Source organism: Streptomyces sp. NPDC003032 (assembly GCF_053591415.1).
This window is the reverse complement of sequence record NZ_JBSFTT010000015.1, coordinates 1-21,180: the sequence shown is the minus strand read 5'-3', so window position 1 is coordinate 21,180 and position 21,180 is coordinate 1. Positions and strand designations below refer to the sequence as shown.

16 protein-coding genes and 3 pseudogenes are annotated in these 21,180 nt (G+C 67.9%); 7 read left to right on the top strand and 12 right to left on the bottom strand.

The annotated features are described in order from the left end of the window. Positions 1-639 precede the first annotated feature (639 nt). A complete protein-coding gene (locus tag ACWDZ7_RS21775) occupies positions 640-3,348 on the top strand; it encodes a DNRLRE domain-containing protein (RefSeq protein WP_451799003.1) in 2,709 nt (902 codons plus the stop codon). A gap of 22 nt (positions 3,349-3,370) precedes the next feature. After that, positions 3,371-3,706, top strand: coding sequence for a hypothetical protein (locus ACWDZ7_RS21770; protein ID WP_451799002.1), 336 nt, complete (start codon positions 3,371-3,373; stop codon positions 3,704-3,706). Between the two features lie 871 nt (positions 3,707-4,577). On the opposite strand, the gene ACWDZ7_RS21765 is transcribed toward ACWDZ7_RS21770, so the two are convergent. The 6 genes from ACWDZ7_RS21765 to ACWDZ7_RS21740 form a co-directional block, all read right to left on the bottom strand. Continuing rightward, positions 4,578-4,817, bottom strand: a complete 240-nt coding sequence (locus ACWDZ7_RS21765; protein ID WP_451799001.1) for a hypothetical protein — start codon at positions 4,815-4,817, stop codon at positions 4,578-4,580. Positions 4,818-5,141: 324 nt separating this feature from the next. Next, the gene (locus tag ACWDZ7_RS21760; RefSeq protein WP_451798999.1) at positions 5,142-5,474 is read right to left on the bottom strand and encodes a hypothetical protein; all 333 of its coding nucleotides are present in this window, start codon (positions 5,472-5,474) and stop codon (positions 5,142-5,144) included. A gap of 965 nt (positions 5,475-6,439) precedes the next feature. Beyond that, positions 6,440-6,820: a hypothetical protein gene (locus tag ACWDZ7_RS21755; protein WP_451798997.1), complete on the bottom strand. Its 381-nt coding sequence runs from the start codon at positions 6,818-6,820 to the stop codon at positions 6,440-6,442. Positions 6,821-7,070: 250 nt separating this feature from the next. Continuing rightward, the gene (locus tag ACWDZ7_RS21750) at positions 7,071-7,736 is read right to left on the bottom strand and encodes a ParB N-terminal domain-containing protein (RefSeq protein WP_451798996.1); all 666 of its coding nucleotides are present in this window, start codon (positions 7,734-7,736) and stop codon (positions 7,071-7,073) included. Further along, complete coding sequence (gene asnB / locus ACWDZ7_RS21745) at positions 7,699-9,546, bottom strand: asparagine synthase (glutamine-hydrolyzing) (protein ID WP_451798995.1); 1,848 nt, start codon at positions 9,544-9,546, stop codon at positions 7,699-7,701. The genes ACWDZ7_RS21750 and asnB overlap by 38 nt, the downstream gene beginning before the upstream one ends. Positions 9,547-9,958: 412 nt before the next feature. Next, positions 9,959-10,756, bottom strand: a complete 798-nt coding sequence (locus tag ACWDZ7_RS21740) for a bestrophin-like domain (protein ID WP_451798993.1) — start codon at positions 10,754-10,756, stop codon at positions 9,959-9,961. Between the two features lie 237 nt (positions 10,757-10,993). On the opposite strand from ACWDZ7_RS21740, the pseudogene ACWDZ7_RS21735 reads away from it, so the two are divergent. Further along, positions 10,994-11,386: pseudogene (locus ACWDZ7_RS21735) on the top strand (tyrosine-type recombinase/integrase); the annotation flags it as partial. Positions 11,387-11,466: 80 nt separating this feature from the next. Next, positions 11,467-11,661: pseudogene (locus ACWDZ7_RS21730) on the top strand (SbcC/MukB-like Walker B domain-containing protein); the annotation flags it as partial. A gap of 29 nt (positions 11,662-11,690) precedes the next feature. Here ACWDZ7_RS21730 and ACWDZ7_RS21725 read toward each other — a convergent pair. Continuing rightward, positions 11,691-11,780 (bottom strand): annotated as a pseudogene (locus ACWDZ7_RS21725) (transposase); the annotation flags it as partial. Between the two features lie 453 nt (positions 11,781-12,233). On the opposite strand from ACWDZ7_RS21725, the gene ACWDZ7_RS21720 reads away from it, so the two are divergent. Both ACWDZ7_RS21720 and ACWDZ7_RS21715 read left to right on the top strand, forming a co-directional pair. Continuing rightward, positions 12,234-13,475 (top strand): extracellular catalytic domain type 1 short-chain-length polyhydroxyalkanoate depolymerase, encoded by a 1,242-nt coding sequence (locus tag ACWDZ7_RS21720; protein ID WP_451798992.1) that lies wholly within the window; start codon positions 12,234-12,236, stop codon positions 13,473-13,475. A 471-nt stretch (positions 13,476-13,946) separates the two neighbouring features. After that, positions 13,947-14,444, top strand: a complete 498-nt coding sequence (locus ACWDZ7_RS21715) for a hypothetical protein (RefSeq protein ID WP_451798991.1) — start codon at positions 13,947-13,949, stop codon at positions 14,442-14,444. 236 nt (positions 14,445-14,680) lie between these two features. On the opposite strand, the gene ACWDZ7_RS21710 is transcribed toward ACWDZ7_RS21715, so the two are convergent. Further along, positions 14,681-15,238 carry a TetR/AcrR family transcriptional regulator gene (locus tag ACWDZ7_RS21710; RefSeq protein ID WP_451798989.1) on the bottom strand — a complete coding sequence of 186 codons (558 nt, stop codon included), beginning with the start codon at positions 15,236-15,238 and terminating at the stop codon, positions 14,681-14,683. A 77-nt stretch (positions 15,239-15,315) separates the two neighbouring features. Here ACWDZ7_RS21710 and ACWDZ7_RS21705 point away from each other — a divergent pair, with 77 nt between their 5' ends. Beyond that, the gene (locus ACWDZ7_RS21705; protein ID WP_451798988.1) at positions 15,316-16,473 is read left to right on the top strand and encodes an FAD-dependent monooxygenase; all 1,158 of its coding nucleotides are present in this window, start codon (positions 15,316-15,318) and stop codon (positions 16,471-16,473) included. A 145-nt stretch (positions 16,474-16,618) separates the two neighbouring features. On the opposite strand, the gene ACWDZ7_RS21700 is transcribed toward ACWDZ7_RS21705, so the two are convergent. The 4 genes from ACWDZ7_RS21700 to ACWDZ7_RS21685 form a co-directional block, all read right to left on the bottom strand. Continuing rightward, positions 16,619-17,392, bottom strand: a complete 774-nt coding sequence (locus ACWDZ7_RS21700; protein ID WP_451798986.1) for a polysaccharide deacetylase family protein — start codon at positions 17,390-17,392, stop codon at positions 16,619-16,621. A 191-nt stretch (positions 17,393-17,583) separates the two neighbouring features. Continuing rightward, on the bottom strand, positions 17,584-17,871 hold the full coding sequence (locus ACWDZ7_RS21695) for a hypothetical protein (RefSeq protein WP_451798985.1): 288 nt from the start codon (positions 17,869-17,871) through the stop codon (positions 17,584-17,586). Positions 17,872-18,124: 253 nt separating this feature from the next. Further along, the gene (locus ACWDZ7_RS21690; RefSeq protein WP_451798983.1) at positions 18,125-20,125 is read right to left on the bottom strand and encodes a HEAT repeat domain-containing protein; all 2,001 of its coding nucleotides are present in this window, start codon (positions 20,123-20,125) and stop codon (positions 18,125-18,127) included. Continuing rightward, the gene (locus ACWDZ7_RS21685) at positions 20,126-20,812 is read right to left on the bottom strand and encodes a DUF7019 family protein (RefSeq protein WP_451798982.1); all 687 of its coding nucleotides are present in this window, start codon (positions 20,810-20,812) and stop codon (positions 20,126-20,128) included. It abuts the gene before it with no gap. Positions 20,813-21,180: the final 368 nt, after the last annotated feature.

The following is a 21,180-nucleotide window of genomic DNA, read 5'->3' as shown; positions in this document are numbered from 1 at the left end:
CGTCGTGGAGCAGGCCAAAGTCACCGTTATCGCCGCACGCTCGACGCGCCTCGTGGCTGGTCGTGAGGACACAGGGGGACGATACTGTCCTAACCTCCTCGATTCCGGTCGAACCCCTCAAATCGTCCGATGTTCCTGTGTGGTGTGCGTCGCGAGCCGCTCTGGGTGTGCCGCACTCGTTTCCCCACCACTGCGCCGTAACGCGACTTCTTGGAAATGATCTTCAGCGGGATGAAGCGTGATCACCAGGACGCTGTATCCCTGAACCTCGAGGCCGCTCACGAACACCCTCCAAACGTCGCACCAACTCCCTTGCGGCATCCCGTTTTAAGGCGCCTTCACGAAAGCCTTGGGTCCCTCGACAGTCACGCGAGGCGACGGAATCACAGAAGGCGAGCCGCAACGTGATCCGGTCGATGTTGACCACCGGAGGTGTGCCTGAAGAGCCTTCCGTGATCATCGGCGAATCGCCCCGGGTACGCCTTCGTGGCCAACGCTCAAACCCGAGGGCGGACGCTGCTTTTGGAATCGGACAAACCCATGTGTTTGTATGCAGCGCGTAACTTGATCACGGCGGTCACCTGCCCCTCCATAAGGAACGGGGCCCTATCGCCGTGCCCGAATCCCTGGAGCGACAACGTGAAGCGCAATTGGCGTGCCCACGCCGCGGGAATAGCGGTACTGACCGCAGGCGCCGTCCTGGTCTCCACCCCGCACGCCATCGCCCAGCCCTCGGCCGAGGACAAGGCAACCGCGGCCGAGGTCGACCAACTGCTGTCGGGTCTGAAGGACCTGGACAGCGGTCTGGAGACCTTCAAGTCCGCCCCGATCAAGGAAGCGGAGACTGTTGAGGCCGCGCAGGTGGCAGCGGCGGTACAGGACCACAAGGTCGAGGTGCTGCAGATGCGCACCGAGACCGACACTGTCTACGCCAATCCCGATGGCACCCTCACCCGGGAGACGGCATCCGGTCCGATCCGTATGATCCGTGATGGCGAGTGGGTGGACGTCGATGTCGACTTCAAGGCCGCCAAGGACGGCACGGTAGCAGCCAAGGCGCATCCCCAGCAGCTGGAGCTGGCCGGCAAGGGGGGTGCCCTGCCGAAGTCAGTCGAGGATGTGGCGAAGGCCCCGGAGTCCAAGGCACGCGATCTCATCACTGTCGGCTCGGGCAAGGACCGGTTGGCGGTGCAATGGAAGGGGGGCCTGCCCGCCCCGAGCCTTGAGGGGAACGTGGCCACCTACAAGGACGCGGTCCCCGACGGTGATCTGGTAGTGAAGGCCACCCGGACGGGCTTCGAACAGTTCCTGAAGCTCCGCAAGGCACCTGAGGACGGGGCGCCGCTTGTTCTGCCCATGACGCTGCCTGACGGGATGACCGCCAAGCAGAACCCCGACGGGTCGGTGTCCTTCACCGACGCCAAGGGCGAGGAACAGGTACTGATGCCCGCACCGGCGATGTGGGACGCGACGGTGGACGACAGGTCGCTGGAGCACACCAACACCAAGCCGGTGGACATGAAGGTCACCCAGCACGGCAACACGGTGGAGCTGACCCTCACCCCGGACGTCGAGTGGCTGAGCGACCCCAAGACTCGGTACCCGGTGACGATCGACCCGGCCACCGACACCCTGGACGTCCTGTTCGACACCTTCGTGCAGGGCGGCGACGCTACCGACCAGTCGGCGAACACCGACCTCAAGGTCGGCTGGCCCGGCGACCACTCAGGTTCCACGAAACGCACCGCCCGGTCGTTCCTGACCTTCCGCACTTCCAACTTCGCCAACTCCTTGGTGTCCGAGGCGACGCTGAAGATGTGGAACTACCACTCGTGGTCCTGCGAGAAGCGTGACTGGGAGGTGTGGGCTGCGGACGCGGCGGACAAGAACACGCGCTGGACCAAGCAGCCGGAGCTGAAGGAGAAGATCGCCACCTCCAGCCAGACCAAGTCCGCCTCGTGCTCGAATGCGGGATGGGTCAGCGCGGATATCACCAAGCTCGCGCAGACCTGGTCATCGGCCAAGGCCGAGCAGGGCTCCATCGCGCTAAAGGCGGCCGATGAGTCCGACACCTACGCCTGGAAGCGGTTCTCCTCCTCCGAGGCTGCCGATCAGGACCAGGTGCCCACTCTGGAAGTCACCTACAACTACCGGCCCATCAACGGCTCCAACCTTCAAGCCGGCACACCGTTCCTGTCCCAGGGCGGAATCTTCAAGGTGAACTCGACCACGCCGACCCTCCGGTTCTCCGCCGAGGATCACAACGGCGACGACCAGGTCACCGGAACCTACGAGATCACAGACACCTCAACGAACGAGGTCGTCACAACACTCCGTGCCGCTCCGGTGCCGTCCAACAGCACTTCCCGCGTGAAGGTACCCGCCGGGAAGCTGGTTTCGGGCAAGACCTACAGCTTCCGTACCACCACCTACGACGACACCCACTACGCCAATGGCTGGTCCGACCCTGTCCGCTTCACCGTGGACACCTCGTGGAAGCCCAGTACCGCCGAAAGTGCCCTCGGCCTGGCGAACCTGTACTCCGACGCCGCGGACATCACCGCTGCAACCGCCTCCGACAACAAGTACGCCTCGATCGCCGCGACCGAGGAGAACATCGTCTCCATTCCATGGGACGGCAAGAACAACGGCATCGAGATCAAGAACGCACTGATGCCGAACACGTTGTCCATCCCCCAGGGCGGAACCAAGGGCACCCAGGTGGGCGGCAACGTCGTCTACGCACCCTCCGGTGCCGTCGACACGGTCGTACAGCCCACCACCGACGGCGGCTCGCGCACGCTGAACATCCTCAAGAACAGCTCTGCGCCGCACGACTACGAGACCGGCTTCGTCATCCCCGCGGGGATGAAGGCCGTCACACACGACGACGGCTCCGTGTCCTTGTACTCCGAAGGAGACGACGACGCCAGCAAGGCGCCTCTCAAGGAGCCGGCCGGCTTCTTCGACGCCCCGTGGGCAAAGGACGCCAACGGCAACGATGTCCCCACCAGCTACAAGATCGTCGGCAACGAGCTGGTCCAGCACGTGGACTTCGATGCCAACAGCGCCTTCCCCATAGTCATTGACCCGTCCTGGTGGTCCACCACCAAGAAGATCTTCAAGTGCGCCACATACGGCCTCGCCCCCTTCATCCTCGGCTTCACCCCCGCGGGGTCGTCCAAGCGCGTCATCACCGCCGTCCGCCTGGCCAAGAAGATCGGGTTCAAGAAGACGGCGCAGCTCATCTACAGGTACTCCAAGCGACGCAAGATGGAGCCCTTGATGCGCAAGATGGTCGGTGTGCTGACGGGCATTGAAACGGTCAAGCGGAACTGCAAGTTCTGATCACAAGGGACCACTGATCACTATGCTCATCAACACCATCGCAACGGCAGTCCTGCTGGCGGAACTAGGCGTCATGATCCGCTATCGGCTCGTCCGCGGCCGTCAAGAGCGCCCCGGAGACTGGCCCCAACTGACCGACGGCCGCTACGGCCACCTCGCCGCGGCTCTGGCAGCGGCCCTCGTCGGCTGGGCCGTAACCGGAGCAGACACGGACTGGGGAACCGTCGTCACCGTGCTGTTCCTCGGGGTGGTCATCCCTGCCCAAGCCGCTCTCGCGGCCACCGTCCTGTGGCGGCCCCTCACCGGCTGGACCATATGCGTAGCGGGAGGAGTCGCCGCAGGCATGGCCAGCCTGTAGACGGCCTTCCCTCCCAACGGGCCGCCCATCGGATCCCCTTCCCGGAGGTCCGATGGGCGGCTCCCCTTTTGCCGGCATCCCGGCTGCATGGGATGCCGATGCCGATGCCGAACGCATCGCGCAGGGCCTGCGGATGATACGTGTCTGGCACGCCGCAGTCTCTACTGATCGTCAGCCCCGGATGACACCACCGCACGACCTCAGTAACGTCCGATTGTCTCGCTCACCGGTTCGTGAATGCCGTCGATCAGCCCGGTCGGGGCCGGGCCTACGGCATGGTCCTGACCGATGAGCAGTGGCAGGCTATCCATCCGCTGCTGCCGGTTCCTGCCTGGCTGGAGGGGCGGGTTGGCCAGCGGAGGGTTACCGCCACCGCGTCATGCTCGACGCGGTGTTCTACGTGGTTGACGACGGCATCAAGTGGCGGGCAATGCCGGCGAAATTGCCCCTGACCCCGGGCCATGTCTTCTTCCGTCGCTGGCGGGCCTCCGGCCGCATTTCATCATCCAGTCAGGAAGGTGAGACGGAGGGCTCGAACCGCTGTACTGCGGTCACTACGCCCCCGTTACCTCCGGCATTGTCCAGGCCGTCGTCGAGCAACAGTTCCCTGGCCCAGACATCAATGCTCGGGGCCTCGATCTGGTTAACTCACTGACCTGAGGGCTCTCGAGCAAGCACAGCGTGCCGTACCCGATCCGCGAGCCATTCGGCTTGATCCTCGCGGTCAGCCACCACTGTCGTGGGTAGAGCACGGTGTGCGGCGTCGGGGAGGGCCGTCCGACGGTGAGCGGCAGTCGCCCACGACCGCACGGCTTCCCTGTCGCCGCAGCGAGCATGGCCTGAAGCGCCGAAGTCACGTCGGCTCTGTCGATCACACGTCACCACCAGCGAAGTACGCGGCAGCGGGCCCTTCGGCGCTGATCACTCCATAGCGGCACAGTCCGAGTGCGTCACACTCCATTACTCCAGGGGTCGTGAGGATGGACAGAGTGCGCTCCCCGTCCTCGTCCAGGACTTCTGCCACGATCACGGCTCGGGCCAGGAGCCCCCGCTCGTGCTCGGCGAGCACTCCGGACAGCGCCTCCTCAAGACTGTCGGCAGTGTCGGTCACAGCGCCTCCGCCACCGCTGGGCCGAGCGCGTGGACCAGCAGGGGCCCGAACGTCCCAACTGCCGGCCCCAGGTGAGGGAACGGGCGCTGGTTGTAGTGGCGCCCCAAGCTGTCCACCCCGACGAAGCCGAACTCCGGCCGGCGCCCTTGGGGGCATTGGTGCCGACCTCGGCCACGATCACCGGACCCCGTCCGGTGGACATCGGACCGCCACGATGCCCGGTACTGACCGGTGATCACACGGGGCCGGGCCGTCCAGATGCATTGTGCTGCACCTGCACCACCAAGGCCTTCGCGCTGTACCGCATCGCGGTCTCGGCTGCGTTCACCGCTGCCCTGCCGTTGCGGCTGAGCGCGCCAGCAAGATCTGACGGGTGTCGGAAGTTGCCGCCGCGGCAAGCGTCAGGTTGACGTCAAGCAGCGCGTACCCGAAAAAGAAGGCACCTGGGTCCAGGCTCGACTCCGGAAAGCGGCTTCCACCACACAGTGCAAGGAACGACCGCAGGTCACGGTGAACGGAAAAACCAAGGCCGCCCTCCAGCCGTGCGATCTCCAGATCCGTCAAACCCGCATGCGGCGTTGCGAAATCGCTCGGAACGTGATCTGCGAGCCATTCCTCAACCTGCCCCCAGAGATCCGCCAACCCGTCTGTACCCACCGAGTGCTCCTCCATCGATGTCAGTCGCAGAGCGCCGGCGGATCGCGCAACTGTGTAACGTGCATCATCCGGCCCACGTCAAGAACCGCATGTGCTCCTCGCCGCAACTAGTGGACTCCCGGGAATGCTGCTCATCAGACGGGGTGTAGTGGGACCCATAGGGCTCAGACGATAGATGGCACTGGGTCTTCACGGGAGACAGGGCAAAGATGCCGAAACTAACGATGGCCAGGGCAACCAACGCCCAGGCATGCCTCCTGCGGACAACGTGAACACCCATACTCCGAGCATATGACGCCAGGAACCGGGCGGACCCCCGGCCGCCGCCTGCGCCTTCCTGTTCCCCGGGCGTTCAGGCGGGTGCTCCAAGTGGTGCGGCAAGCCGCGGCGGCGCACGGGCATCCAGTGAACCGGGCTCAACGGCCGGGAGGAGTGAGGACTGGCGCCCCCCCCGGCCGAACCCGCCTCCCTCTATGCGCGGGTCCCTGCTGCACCTGGTATGTGAACTCGCACTCCGACACTCTCAGCGGTCGGTTACTCGTCGAGAGTCAGCTGCTCCGGCGTTTGGTGCCGATGGTCGTCCATGCTTGGCGGTTGAGCAGGGCGGACGGTGCGGTGGGTCCGTAGCCACCATGCGAACTGCCAGTTACGGCAAGTTCGGTACAGGCGCGAGTTCCTCTTGAGCGCATCTTGCGGAATGGAGTGTTCTCCCCATCCGGTGATGGGGGTGGCGTTGTGGAATCGCACGCCGAGCCCGTCGACGAGTGCGTCACCGTCCCAGTGCTCGCCCGGCGCGTACTCGAAAGCCAGGTGCGCGTTGCGGGTCCAGTTCCATGGGATGGGTAGTGCGCACAGATACCAGGCCGCAGGCGGGTTCACGGTCGGCAGGAGCACGGTTTGGTGCCGCGGTTTGCTGCTGACATACGGTCGGTCGCAGTCGGCGAACGTCTTAAGGCAGTGTTGTGTCAGGTCGAGTGCGCGTAGGAGTGCTCACGCAGCCGGTTGGGCTGCACGATGTGCTGATTCCACACCGGCGCCTGCTCTTCGAGGCCGGACCAGTCGTAGACGCCGTACTCCCCGGTCAGGTCCTCAACGAGCTGGCCGGCGTCGAAGGACGCGACCGTCCACGCCAGGACGTCGAGCCGCTGGGACTTCGCGACGGGGGCGTACTCGGCGTTCAGCACGATACGGCCCTGATCGTCGACGACGACCGAACCCCACGGGCCGTGGGCGGCAGTCATGAAGCCGATGGCCTGCTGGAACGGCAGGTTCTTCGACTCCTCAAGTTCGATGGTCTGCCAGGGAATCCAGCACCACTGCCCGATCGGGCCCGGCTCCGCGTACACAACCGACGACTCGGTCTCGACGCGGTTGTGGAGGAGGTCTCCAGCCCGACCGCCTTCAGCTCCTTGGTTCTCTGGTGGCCCGCGACCAGGGTGCCGTCGGCGTTGAGGATCACCGGCTTGACGGCGCCGTGCCGTCGCAGCGAGGTTTGAAGGCGCACGAAGGCGTCCTCGGACAGGCGACGCGGGTTGTATTCCGCGGGCCGCAGCTCCGCCAGTGGATAGACAGGGTCGAAGCGGACATCGAGGGACTTCACGCGGCTTCCCCCTCCAGGGCGCGGTGCTCCTCGTTGAGGACGTGCCACCCGAAGCCCATGTCGGAGTCGTTGTCGCCCACGAACGCCTTGTACAGGGCGTCGAGCAACCCGACCTCAGCCTGTGTGATGCGCACGCGCGTGGATGACCACTGGAGGTAGCCCCACTGCAGGTACTCGACGGTTGCCGCCGCTCCGGTGCCGGCGCCGTCGGTGGGAAGTTCGATCGGCTCGGGGAGCGCGGTCTCATCCAGGAGCTGGTCGAGCTGGTCCTGGTCGTAGCCCGTGCCCTTCAGGTCCGGCAGGTCCTGGAGGATGTCCGCGAGGAGGAGGGTGTCGTATCCGGCGAGGTCGCTGGTGCGGTTGTCGGCGACGACGATCTTCGCTGCCGCCTCGTCGTCCACGTCGAGCCAGGTGACAGCGATCTGGGCCCAGCCCAGCTGCTTGGCCGCCTTGTAGGTGTGGTTACCGGCGAGGATCTCGTTCGGGCGGCCCGTCAGCGTGCCGCGGTTGACGACGATCGCCCGGTACTGGCCGTGCGTGGACAGGGACTCGCTGATCGAGTCGACATCACCGGTCCGCGGATTGCGGTGGTAGGGAACCAGCTCATCGACGGGGACGGCAAGATCAGCGAGCGAGGCCGGTATGCGAGAAGCGGTGGGCATGAGGCTCCAGCCCCGCGCCCGTGACCGAGTCCAGGTGATCAAGCGGCGACGGCAGGGTTTGGTGCCCTCTTCGCAGTTCTCCATGCTCACGGCGGCGGTGCCGACGTCGCGCTCTGTCAGGAGGCGTCGAGTTCCACGAGCCAGCCCCTCGGAGCACGCCTCTCTGCTCCTCCAGTTCCTGCGAGCTGAGTGAGAGGAACCCCCGCGAGTGCTCCGATCTGTGACGAACGGGCGCGGCGGGCGTACAGCCGGGCACGTGTATCAGAGACTTACCCGGTGCCCGACCTGCTGCGCCTCTGGATGAGCCTGAACGGCCCAGGGCCCGTTCGGGATCAATGCCGGGAAACTCGGCGAGCCACAGTGCGTAGAAGGCAGCCTCCTCCTCGGTGTCGCCCATGACGGTCTCGGTAGTGCCCGCTGGTGTCAGGCCCGCTGTCAGGACGTCCTTGGCCCCGGATCCGTGGCCGAACTGAAGCTTCCCGCGGCGCAGGATCTCTTCGGGCAGCCAGCCGGTGAAAGCGTCCCGCAGCAGCTTCTTCTCCTCGGTGCCCGGGCCGATCATCTTGTGCTCCGGCGGAATCGAGAGTGCCAGCTCGATGACATCCCGGTCGAGGAACGGCACTCTGGCCTCCAGCCCGTACGCCATTGTCGTGCGGTCGCAGCGTTGCAGGTTCTCCCACTGCAGCCCTTCCACGGTCTCCACCAGCCTGGCCTGAAGGGCTTCCGGGTCCAGGTAGGGCTCGCGGTGGCAGTCCGGGTAGCCGGCGAACAGCTCGTCCGCGCCTTCCCCGGTGAGTACGGCCCGTACGTGCTGGGAGGCGTACTCGGCGAGCAGCAGGTTCGGCACCGCGCTGCGTACGAGATGCACGTCGAAGTGCTCGATCGCCCGCACCGCTCTGGGCAGCGCGGCCACGGCGTCCTCCGGGGTCATCACCACCTCGTGGTGTTCGGTGCCGAGATACTCCGCGACCACACGCGCGGCCGGCAGGTCGGGGCTGCCCGGCGTACCGACCGCGAACGTCGGCAGCGGCCGGCGGTGCCCGTGACGCTTCGCGTACTCCGCGGCCACGGCCGTGACGATCGCCGAGTCGAGACCGCCGGAGAGGAAGACACCGATGCCCACGTCGCTCATCATCCGGTCCTCAACCGCGCTGACGATCGTCTCGCGTACCGCCTTGAGCAGCGTCTCGTCCCACTGGCCTGGCGCGGTGGACTTCTGAGGGCGTCGGGCGGGACGTACCCGGGGCGGGACGGCGTCGGCGAAGCGGACAAGACCGCCCCGCCGGGTCCAGCAGCATCCTGGCGGGAAGCTTTCCACCAGCGGACGGTCGGCGGGATCGAAGGCCCGCAGCTCGCTGGCGAACAGGACACAGCCTTCCTTGCGGGCCCAGTACAGCGGTTTCACCCCCAGGGCGTCGCGAGCGACAAGGAACGAGCCGGCTTCGTCGACATGGGCGAGTGTGAACATGCCGCGGAGCCGCGTCAGTCCGGCAGGACCATCCACGTGCAGCAGGTGCAGGGCCGCCTCGCTGTCGGAGCCCGTTGTGAAACGTCCAGGGCCCAGTTCCTCCCTGAGCCGGCGATGGTTGTAGATCTCGCCGTTGGTGACCAGGCAGGAACGGCCGTCCGGGCCCACGAGCGGCTGGTGACCGCCATGCGGATCCATGATGGACAGCCGCTGATGGCCCAGCCAGATATCTCCGCGGTGCGTCTCTCCTGTGTCGTCCGGGCCTCGATGCGCGATCCGGGCCAGCATCTCCCGGCAGAGCGGGACGTCAACCTCGCCGACCGCCGCAACGATTCCGCACATGGTGGGTCATCCTCCTCGAAGCTCACGGCAACGGGCGAAGACTCGTACCGAGACCCCTTCGCCCCTGTCGCGGGTGGCGGTCCGTGGTGCCGGTTCGGTTCAGTAGGCGTAGCCGGTCATGACGTCGTCACGCAATGGGCCAGTGACGCCGGGGAGTGGAACTGTCCGTCACGGTGCCGTTGCGGGCGGAGCGACAGGGCCGTCTCAGGAGCCATACGTCGAGAACCGGCGGAGGAACAGCTGTGCCATATCTGGCCCGCTTGGACCCAGACGAGTTCGGGGACCGCAGCGACGGAGTCGTCGAGGAGTCCACGGCGGCCGTGGTGCCGAGCGAGGGCCCTCCAGTTCTCGAAGTGGGCGATGTCGTGCTCGACCCCTCGCCTACGACAAGGAGCTTCGGCCGATACTCGGGTCACGTTGCGCGCCGGTTGCCGGTGTCGTCGCAGGGCAGTTCTGCGGCCTGGTGGTTGGCGAGGAAGTCGCGGGTTGCTTGCCGCTCGACCTCTGTGATCGCGGTGGGGTCGACGTTGACGATGCCGCCGAAGGGCCGGTCGACGTCACGGATGATGCACAAGGTCGCCGTCAGGAGCGCGGTGATGACCGTGAGCACGATGATCTGGCCACGGTTGTTCCTGCGGGGGATACAGACGGCGAGAGCCATGACGGTGATGGTGAGGGTGGCGAGCAGGAACCAGAGGATGGCGCTGGGGATGCTGGCTGTGGCCTGTGTGAGGCGTTCCTCGCGTTCGTCGGACCGTTTGTTGTCGGCGCCGATCAACATGCCGAAGAGAGGCTTGCCTTCCAGGGCCCGGAAGCTTCGGCGGAGGTCGGTCGACCACGTGGTGGGCGCGGCCGATCCGTTGCCATCGGCCATGGCGGGCCATTCCTGGGTGCGCACGGCGCGGGCGTAGCAGACGGTGTCCGCCTGCACCCGCTCCCGCTCTGTCGCCGGGGCGTATTCGGCGATCTCGGTGAGCTGATCGAGTGCGCGGGCCTCGCCCCGCGCGGCGACCTCGGCCTTGCCGTAGGACCCAGAGGCGGTGACCAGTAGGAAAGCGAGCAGGAGGACGGTCAGCGTCAGCAACGGCCCGACGAGGTCCTTGACGGCCATGCCGGTGTCGTCGTCGCTCATCAGCCGGGGGCGCAGGAAGCGGTTCACCGCCAACCCCGCGCACAGGGCGAGTACGGCAACGACGATGATGAGGACCACGGCGACCTCCTGGGCAGACGGTGGATCCCGCCGTTGCGAGAAACCCTCCGTGAGCATGGCCTCCGCATAATGCCCACGAGTACGGAAACGTCTGCTCACCTTCGAACGAGCGAACCGCTTGCTCCAATGAGCCTCCCGACTCGCCGCCCCATAATGCCTGGGAGCGCGGCCCCGCTCCCCTGAGTCCGGCACCGCGAAGATCCTCAGAACCATGGCCCGTACGTCGATTCCGGCTATGTCTTCACCCGAGCCGATGGGCGCCCCCACCACCCCGCCAACGTGTCTCAGGCATTCAACAGATTCGTCCAGCGCGTCGGCCTTCCGCCGATCCGCCTCCACGATCTGCGCCACTGCGCAGCATCACTCAGCCTTGCCGCAGGCCTGTCGATGAAGGCCATCCAGGCGCTCCTCGGCCACAGCAGCTATCAACTGACGGCTGACACCTATACCAGCTTGCTGCCCCTTCGAACCTGCCGCCGCCAATGCCAACGATCAAGAGACCTCCGCAGCAAAAGCACACCACGAGCAGGTCACAGCTCCAGCGCCCCCCGAAGAGGACGCGCAGCGAGAGGGGACGACTGCTTTCGACGCAGTCATCGAAGACCGTCACCTGCACGTAGTGCGAAATGACCGGGGAGGCCAGGCGCGGAACGCCGCATGAGCGCCCTGTCCCCCGTACGTCCCCCGGCCAGGACAAAGAGCCCTGAGCGATCGACGAGGGCTTCGGCTCCCTCGACGACCAGACCCTCGACGAGGTCCTCGACGTCCTCGACTCCCTACGCGAACGCGATCGCAGCGTCGGCATTGTCAGTCACGTCGCTGACCTGCGACGACGCGTGCACGCGCAGCTGGAGGTGGTGAAGGGGCGCGGCGGCTCGACTGTCCGTCAGCGGGGCGGAGTCTGAGGACTCAGACCCTCGTTACCGCACCACTCCTGGCAGTTGGCCCGCTTGCCGGGAGCCCCGCAGTACTGCGGGGCCACAGCCGCCGACATTCGGCCGTCCTTGGGCGCAGACACGTCGTCGGAACAGCCCCACCAGAGCCTTCGAACTTCAACTGGCCCTCGCGCTGCACCGCCTGAGCAGCCACAACTTCCACCCCCCCGACCCCGACCTGACCCACGATGGCCGGAACCGGTCGCGGGTGTCCGCCAGATCCGGTGGGGCCATGTCGAACTCATGCTCCGCCGGGGTGCCGATGAAGTTGCCTCTGGTGGCCACGCCGATTGAGCCTCCAAAGGCGAACAGGCCGACGACGCTGCCGCCGCTCAGGACACGAACAGCGCGGCCGAACGCCGCAAGCAGGAAGACCAGTGAGCGATAGCCGCGCGGCAACGAAGCTCAATCATGGGGCCCGGCACCACCAGGGCGACCGGCATTGTGGCGGCCCTACCCGAAGCGCAGACACCTGCGCACCCCTAGCCTCCGCACAACCGTGTGATGGGCGTCATCACAGAGCCAAACATGGAGGTCCCGCCATGCCTAACCCCATGCCCAACCCCATGCCCAACCCCCTGCCCGTCGACTGCCGCCGACCAACCGCAGCGTTCGCAGCGGCACTGGCTGTCCTCCTGCTCGCCGCACTGTCCGTTGTGTCCTTGTCCAGCCCGGCTCGCGCGGCGGCCACCCCACAAGAGGTGACGGGTTTCGGATCCAACCCGGGAAACCTGCGCATGTTCCGTTACGTGCCCCCGGGACTGTCCGACGGACGCCCCGTCGTAGTGGCCCTTCACGGCTGCGCCCAGAACGCCTCCGCCTATGCGGCCAACACCGGTTGGATGGAGCTGGCCGACACGTACAAGTTCTCCGTGGTCTTGCCCCAGCAGCAGACGGCGAACAACGCGAACTCCTGCTTCAACTGGTTCGAACCCGGTGACACCCGGCGGGACTCCGGAGAAGCACTGTCGATCAAACAGATGGTCGACCGCGCAAAACGGGACAACGGCTCGACGAGTGCTTATGTCAGCGGCCTGTCGGCGGGCGGGGGGATGACCTCAGTCATGCTGGCCGCCTACCCCGACACCTTCTCGGGCGGGGGAATAATCGCCGGGCTGCCCTACGGCTGCGCCAATTCGGTGTCCTCCGCCTTCACCTGCATGAGTCCCGGCGTCAGCAAGAGCCCCAAGGAGTGGGGCGACAAGGTCAGGGCGGCCTACTCACACTCCGGTCCGCGTCCGAAAGTCTCGATCTGGCAAGGCGCCAGGGACTTGACTGTGAAACCCATGAACGCCACCGAACTCATGGAGCAGTTCACCAACGTGAACGGCACCGATCAGACGCCGGACACCACGGACACGGTCGCCGGCTATCCGCACCGGGTGTACGGCGGCACGGTGGAGACCTACGAGATCACCGGGATGGGGCACGGACAGCCCGTCGATCCGGGGGCCGGACCGGCCCAATGCGGCACCGCCGGCGCCTACATCCTGGACGTGAACCTCTGCTCCGCCTACCACCTCGTCCGCTTCTGGGGCATCGACGACAGCACCTCACCCACACCGACCCCGACCGGCACGAGCACACCGACGCCGACGCCGACCAGCACCCGCCCGCCCTATTCCGACACCGCCAACGGCACAGCGACCGACCACTATGTGGCACAGCGCATCACCGTGGACCAGTACAACAAGCTGGGCGCAGCCCACGGGTACAACGCCCCCTTCGCCCTCTACAAATGCGCGGCGGGATGGACCGACAAGTCCGATTGCTCGCCCATCTGACCCGCGCGGGCGGAAGGTGGTGACAATGCGTGTTGTCCGGGGAAGGAAGCTTCGCGGGTGATCGGCTCGGCATGTCGGGCTTGCGGGGTTCGTCGAGTAGGTGCCGGGTCTCACTCGGCGATACAACCGATGGACCGAGCGCCTGCCTTCGGCCCCGCTGCCGTAGGTCTCCGGCTCGCTGGCCGGGCAGGGGCCCGGATGGCTGGAGTCTTCGGGGTGTCCGTCAGCGGCAGCACAAGTGCTGCCGCTGGCCGAGGCGCTGCCCGAACCGGACATGCCAGCCCCTCGGGTGGTGGGCATCGATGAGTACGCAATGCGCAAGGGCTGCCACTACGGCACGGTGCGAGTCGACGTTGAGCCCCGACGGCCAACAGATCTCCCGACGGCCAATAGATCTGATGCCGGACCGGGGCAGAGCCTCGGCGACCTCGTCCCGCAGCACCCAGATCTTCTTGCGCGACACCTCGCTACGTGGCCACGTATCTGAATGGCGTGCGGCTTGCTCAGCGCCAGGAGCGTCTGCTGCGCGTGAACCGTCAGCTCAGCGACTTCTATGGGCCCTTGTTCGCGCTGGCGGAGTCAAATGCGCGGACGTTCGCCACATTCATGGAGCGTCATGCGCGTCCGGACGGGAGGTCGCCGTTCGCCGGTGAGGTTCCGCCTACGGAGGCTGAGGCCGCCGAGTGGCGTCTGTGGGCGACGACAGTGTTCATCCCGAACATTCGTGAGATGCGGGACGTGATCGTGCAGAATGCTGATCTGCTGCGGGAGCCGGCGATGCCCGCGATCCTGCTGCGGTTGTGTGAGCACGTGTCGGGCTACGAGATCAGGTCCGCTCACTGGTCGCAGGGTCGTTTCGACAAGCAGTTCTCGGTGGTGGCGTATCCGGGCGAGGAACTCGGTGCCTATGCCCGGGACGGCTTCACTTCGTTGAAGGAGGAGCAGGCTCGCTTGCTCAGGCATCGATAGATCCGTTCAGCCACGACGAAGCGCCCCGGTTCGCGTGTCTTCCGTTCTAGTGGTCGTCACAACATCTCGGTTCAGGGCATGCGGCGGACCACCAGATCCGGCAGATCAGGAATTCCAGGGACGGAACAAGCCGACCGCTGAGCGGCAGACATACTTCCAGTTCATGCAGCAGGGCTACAGCAACGGTTTATGACCGGGCGCACTTCGCCCAGGCCGGAGTCATGGGCGGTCAGGGCCTAATGCAGGGCGGCGGCCACGAGGCTTTCGAGGGCCTCGGGCGGCACTTCGCCTCCACACACAAGCCGGTCGAAGATCAGACCGTCGATGCAGGACAGCAACGTGTGCGTGCGGTTCTCGACGTCCGTCACGCCGTGCCCGGCGAGGAACGACCGAACGGCCTCGCGGCCGGCGTTCTCGCGGGGCACGAGGATCTCCCGCAGCTCCGGGTCCCGCGCGCTCTCGACGGCGCAGGCGAAGCGGGCAAGTGAGCGGCGGCGGCCCTCGCCGGTGAGTCGCTGCCGGACGAGCAGCGTCATGCTGTTCGCCAGGTCCTCGGCGGTGCGCAGGGGCGGGAGCCGCTCGGCCGTCATTTGTAGTTCTGCCTGGTCGAGTTGGACCAGGCGTGTCACGAGTCCGGTGAGCAGTGCGGCCCGGGTGCGGAAGTAGGCCGACGTGGTGCCGGGCGGCATGCTCGCTTGGCGGTCCACTGCGCGGTGGGTCAGGCCGCGGATCCCTTCGTCGGCGAGTACGTCGAGAGCCGCGTCCGCGAGGAGGGTGCGTCGATCCTTAGCCATGCTTCCTTTCTACACCTGTAGTGCTTGGGATAAGGTCACCTTCTACAGATGTAGAAGAAGTGAAGTGGGGGCTCGCCATGGGCAATACAGCGGTAATCGTCGGAGGGGGCATCGGCGGACTCGCCGCCGCGATCGGTCTGCGCCGCATCGGCTGGGAGGTGACGGTCGTCGAGCGTGCGCCCGTGCTCGACGACGTGGGGGCGGGTATCTCACTTGCCGCCAACGGCTTTCGAGCGTTGGACGAACTCGGCGTGGGCAAGACGGTGCGGGAAGCATCGCGGGCCCAGTACAGCGGCGGCACCCGCACACCGAGGGGCGGTTGGCTGGCCCGGATGGACGGCGCGGCGCTGGAGAAGGCGGTCGGCACGCCGATCATGGGTATACCTCGCGCCACCTTGCACCGGCTGCTGCGCGAGGCCCTGCCCGCCGAGACGCTCCTGATCGGCTCTGAGGCCGACTCGGTCCAGCAGGTCGGGCCCGGGGCGGTTCGAGTCGGCTGCGGCGAGACGATCCTGGACGCCGATCTGGTGGTGGCGGCCGACGGCATCGGCAGCAAGGTCCGCGACCGTCTCTTTCCCTCGCATCCCGGTCCGGTCTACAGCGGCTCGACCGTACTGCGTGCCATCACCGAGCACGCGGTCGAACCGCGCACCGACTTCGAGCTGACCTGGGGTCACGGCGCCGAGTTCGGGCACATCGCCTTCCCTGACGGGCGCGCCGAGTGGCACGCGGTCCTCAGCCTTCCCGCCGGGACGCAGTTCGCCGACCCCCTTGCCGAATTGCGCCGACGGTTCCACAACTGGCACGACCCGATCCCCGCCCTGCTCGACGCGACCCGGTCCGACGCCGTGCTGCACCACGACGTCAACGAACTGCGCACGCCACTTTCCTCATACGCGGTCGGCCGGATCGCACTGCTCGGTGACGCGGCGCACGCGATGACCCCCAACCTGGGACAGGGCGCCTGCCAGGCGCTGGAGGACGCGGTCACCCTGGCCGCAGCGCTCGCCGTCGAGCCGACCGTAGAAGCTGCGCTCGCCCGGTACGACGCCGAGCGCCGACCGCGCAGTCAAGCCGTCGCACGCGCCGCCCGGCAGGCCGGGCGGATGGGCCAGCAGCTCTCCCACCCATTGCCCGTCGCCCTACGCAACACGGCGATGCGGATGACCCCCTCCCGCGCTGCCGTGCGCATGATCCTCCGGCATCACGATTGGGCCCCACCGCACCTGGGCTGATCCGACTGGCGCCCCCTCCAACTCGCCTCCAGGCACCCTCAGCGTCCGTCGTCACGCTCGATCGCTCAGTGATCACCAGGTTTGGGAGCATTACAGCAGGCAGGGCGGCGCCACGAACGCCGTGACCGGCCGAGACCGCCGGAGATCAGCGCACCGGGAAGCCGAAGGAGTGGCCCTGTTCCTTGAGCCGGGGGAGGAGGCGGCGCAGGGCCTCGACGGTCTGGGTGCGGTCACCGCCCGCGTCGTGGAAGAGGAGCGTCGGCCCGCCTGGCAGTTCCCGTTCGACGGTGGCGACGATGGCGTCCGTACCCGGACGTTCGAAGTCCTTGGTGTCCACGTTCCAGCCGAGCGGGCGCATGCCCCGGGAAGCGGCGAGCTTGCGGCTGTACGGGGTGAAAGCCCCGCCGGGCGCCCGGTAGTACATCGGCCGAACGCCCCCGGACGCCTTGGTGATCATGCGTTCGGCGTCGAGTATCTGCTGCGACTGGTAGCTCTGGGAATCCTTGTCCATGGCGGTGTTGTGCGACACCGAGTGGTCACACAGCCGGTGCCCGGCCGAGACCACCTTCTTCACGAGGTCCGGGTGGGCCTGTGCCTGGGTCCCCACCATGCAGAACGTGGCCTTCGCCCCGTACTCCCGCAGCACGTCCAGCACTTGTGGGGTCCACACGGGATCGGGGCCGTCGTCGATGGTGATGTTGATGCCGCGCGTCCCCTTCTCCGAGGCGTGCGCGATGGTGGCTGCGACCGGCTCGACGTCACTGCCCGGCGTGGCCGGCGCGGGCGCCTTGGGTGCCGAGTCACCCGCGGAACCGGCCTGCGCGGTCCACACCGAGGCGCCGGTGGCGAGCACTGTCACTCCGAGCGCCGCCCCGACCACCTTGCCGTACCAGCCCCGCCCGCCGCCATGCCGTGCCATGCCCGCCCCTCTCACGCAGTCCCTCGCCGATCCCGGTCACCTTGCGACCACCTGACAGGACGAGGCGCAGTGGCCAGGGGATGCGTCCGTTACCGATCACGGACAATTCCGTGAGAGTCCGCGGACAAATCGTCGCGAGCGGCGGGCGGGGGGCCTGGGTATCTCGCAGGGGCCGGGGACGCACGCAGGATCTACGACGCTGCCACCCTGGTGAGCACCAGGGACGGCGGCTCATCGGGAGTGCGGAACTCCACCGTCCCTTGGCCGCTCGTGTAGAGCTGGATACCGCCGATTTCACCGAGTCCACCGTCATCGACCGTCAGGTAGACGAAGTCGCTGGACGAGCTGCTGTCGACGAACTCCCATCGGCCGCTGAAGTCGGCGGGGCCGGAGAACGAGTCTGTCGACACGTCAGTGGCAGAGAACGTCCCGTCGGAACCGAGCAGGATCTCGCCGCCGGTCGCGTCGTCGCGGTACACGCCGGGCAGAGCCGCACCCAGTTACGTGGTCCCGCCCGACGGAGAGGCGGTCTCCGGCGCCCGGCTACTCCTCCAACTCCGGAGCACGGCCGGAGACTTCTCGACCGCACACCGGGATGCGATGCGGGCGGCGCTCTACTCCTTCGACCCGGACGCGACCGAATTCATCAAACGCTATCTGCCGCGGTGCTGCGCCAATGGGAGCTGGCCGGACAACGCGTGCCGCAGGACTGGACAGAGCGGGCGCACAGCCTCATCTCGTGAGACGGCCAGGTACCCGATCGCTCGGCTGGTGGTACGAGCCCAACCGGACCCTCCGGGCATCCGCGATGACGTCCAGCGCCTCGACGTGCCACCCGTAGAGATGCGTGACCGTGAGGCAGTGGGCCAGCACGCGCTCATGTGCCTCGTCGGTGCCGATCCGCAGCAGGCCGCGTACGGCAGCCTCCCAGATGTTGGGATGCAAGTCGGCGTCGAGCAGTGCCGCCAGGGGTGCGACGCAGTCCGGTGTGCCCCGCTCGCTCAGCGCGGCGGACGCGGCCCCCTGGGTCGGCGGCGCCGCCGCGAGCCGCCCCAGGGCGGCGGTCGCCTCGGTCTCGGGGCGGACGGCGAGCGCCGCGACCAGCTGGCCTGCCATGTCCTCGCGTACGTCGTCCACGAGCCGGACGAGGACGGGCACGGCCGGGGCGCCGATCCGGCCCAGGGCGTGCAGGGCGGCCCGTGCGACGTCGGGCTCGGGGCCGTGTGCGACGACCTCCCCGAGCGCCTGGACCGCCGCCGGCACCGGGAACCCGCCCAACGCCGTCACCGCGCGCACCCGTATCGCCTCGTGCGGGGAGCGGGCGCAGGCCAGCACCACCGGCAGCGTGTCCGGCGCGCCGATCAGGCCGAGGGCCCGCACGGCGCGGGCGCGCACGGTGCCGGGCTGCTCCTCGTCCTCCGCCAGGGCGGCGAGCGGCGCGGCTCCCGCCAGGAGCCGAAGGGCGCCGAGCGCGTCCACGACGGAGGTGCGCACCGCCGTCGGGGCCGTGTCGTCCGCCAGGGCGGCCAGGAGCGAAGGAAGGGCGGCCGCGTACCGGGCCGCCCCCAACGCGCGGGCCGCGGCGCCCCGTTGAGCCGCCGGGCGGTCCGCGTCGGCGAGCAGGGCCAAGACCTCCCGCAGTGGCGGCTTGCGCAGACCGGCGAGCAGGTCCGCCACCGCGTCACCGATCCGCGCGTCGCCCAGGGCCTCCAGCAGGGCCCCGCTCGCCCCGGCCCCCGCGCAGGCGGCGAGGGCCCGGGCGGCGGCCCGGCGCACGGTCGGTGCCGCCGCCTCCCGCAGGTGGTGCCGGAGCAGGGCGACGTACACGTCCTGGCCGGGTACGTCCACGCCGAAGAGGCCGGGCGCCTCCGCGACGCGGTCGCAGACGGCGGCCACGGCGTGCGGCGGGCACGCGGCATCCCGGGGTGAGTGTGCCGCCGCGCGGAGCACACCCCACAGATGCTCCCGGCCGTCCTCGGTCCTGGAGAGCAGGGCGGTCGCGAGGCGGCCCGTCTCGGGGTCCGGGTCGCGCTGTGTCTCGCACAGGACCTCCTCGGCGGACGGGTAGCGGCGTCCGGGCGGCCAGGTGGCGGCGGGCAGCGCGTGCAGCGCCCTGACGGCGGCCCTGCGCAGGTGCGTGTCCGAGGCGGGGGAGTGCACGAGGACGAGGAGCGCGGAGCCCGCGCGCGGGTCACCGATCGCGCCGAGCGTCCGCACCACGTGTTCGGCGTGGTCGGGCAGGTAGTGCCAGAGCGAGGCGAGGAGCGGCGTCACCGCCTCGCGCGGGCGCAGCCGGGCCAGCGCGTCGAGCGCCGGCACGGCCGTGTACCTGTGGCGGTCGGTCGCCACTTGGTCAAGTATGTCGAGCAGCCCGCGCACGGCGTCCGGTCCGCCGATGGCGGCCAGCGCCTCGCAAAGGGTCCGGTCCAGTTCCTCGTGGGTGTTCCGCACCTCGGGCAGCAGCCGCAGTAGTTCCGGCACCGCGCGTCGCTCCCGCAGTCGCCCCAGCGACACGACGGCCTGCCACCGCAGCCCCCGATATGGCTCGCCCTTCCGCCGGAGGCAAGTGAAGAGCGCCTCGACGACCTCCGGCGACCCCGCGCTGCCGCCCAGAAACTCTGTCGCCCGCGCCGCGACGCCATGGTCGTCGGACCGCGTGGCCCGGCACAGGCTCGCGACATCGCCCTCCACGCGCATCCGCACCAGTTCGGCCCGCGTCACCGCCTGCCCCACTCACGCCTCCCCGCCGTCCCCGGGCTCCCGGTCCGACATCGCCACGTACACCGGTGTCCCGATGACGACCGCCAGCTCCCGCCCGTCCTCCCGCGTCACGGTGCCGCGCATCAACTGCCGCGCGAGGAACTCGCAGTACACGGGCGGCACGGTCAACGCTCCGGCGCACTGGGCCACTTCCTGCATGATGCTGTCGCCGCCCACGCTGGCCATACGGCCCCGCCAGCGCACGTTCATCTGGGACTCCCACTCGGGCGGGAAGTCCCGCAGCAGTCCGAACATCGACGGCAGCCCCGAGAAGCCGACCTTGTGCATGTCGGGCGCGATCCGGTAGCCGATCAAGTGGTGGGCAGACCCGATGAGCGCGACCAGCGTGTCACCGTCCTCGCCCATCATCAGCGTCGGACCGTTCGCGTCGCCGTACCCCGCGATCCGCAGCCCCAGGTCCCCGCGGAACCAGGCCGTCGGCTCCGACATCCAGCCGACGTCGGACTCCCGCTCCAGGTATGTCTCCACCAGGTCGAGACGGTCGTACGTACTCGTGTCGGTACGTGGTGACTGCACAGCCACGCTCACGACCTTCAGGTCGACCTTGGCCTCGACGGCGAGGCGCCGCAGGAGCTTCGGCGGGATCTGCTCGTACAGCATGTCCACCTTGGCGGTGGAGACGTAGATGTAGTACCGCACGTGTCAGCCGCCCTCAGGGGCGGCGCCCCCCCTCGAAATGGCACCCATCCCACCACCACGCACATCTGCGACGCCTTCCTGTCGCTCGCCCGGTGCTGCCGCTCATCGCTCTCCTGGCAACCGGTCCAACAGGCCCTCGCGCCCCCGATGTTGAGGCCTCGGCCCGCAGCATCCCATACATGTGGGTCAGGATCGCCAGCTTGTGCGGGCGGGGAACGGCACGACCTTGTCCGGCACCCGCCACGACAACCGGATGCGCCGGGCCGTGCCCGCCGCGCGGTATGCGGCCGCCGGGTACGCGGCCGCGGCCCGAACCTCGGTTCGGGGGGGGGCGGGGCGGTGGTGAATAGTTCGGGGGTTTCTTTGGG

Coding starts and splice junctions, on each gene's coding strand:
- ACWDZ7_RS21770 (WP_451799002.1), top strand. CDS start 3,371: ATGCTCATCAACACCATCGCAACGGCAGTCCTGCTGGCGGAACTAGGC.
- ACWDZ7_RS21710 (WP_451798989.1), bottom strand. CDS start 15,238: ATGGCTAAGGATCGACGCACCCTCCTCGCGGACGCGGCTCTCGACGTA.
- ACWDZ7_RS21705 (WP_451798988.1), top strand. CDS start 15,316: ATGGGCAATACAGCGGTAATCGTCGGAGGGGGCATCGGCGGACTCGCC.
- ACWDZ7_RS21700 (WP_451798986.1), bottom strand. CDS start 17,392: ATGGCACGGCATGGCGGCGGGCGGGGCTGGTACGGCAAGGTGGTCGGG.
- ACWDZ7_RS21750 (WP_451798996.1), bottom strand. CDS start 7,736: ATGCCCACCGCTTCTCGCATACCGGCCTCGCTCGCTGATCTTGCCGTC.
- asnB (WP_451798995.1), bottom strand. CDS start 9,546: ATGTGCGGAATCGTTGCGGCGGTCGGCGAGGTTGACGTCCCGCTCTGC.
- ACWDZ7_RS21720 (WP_451798992.1), top strand. CDS start 12,234: ATGCCTAACCCCATGCCCAACCCCATGCCCAACCCCCTGCCCGTCGAC.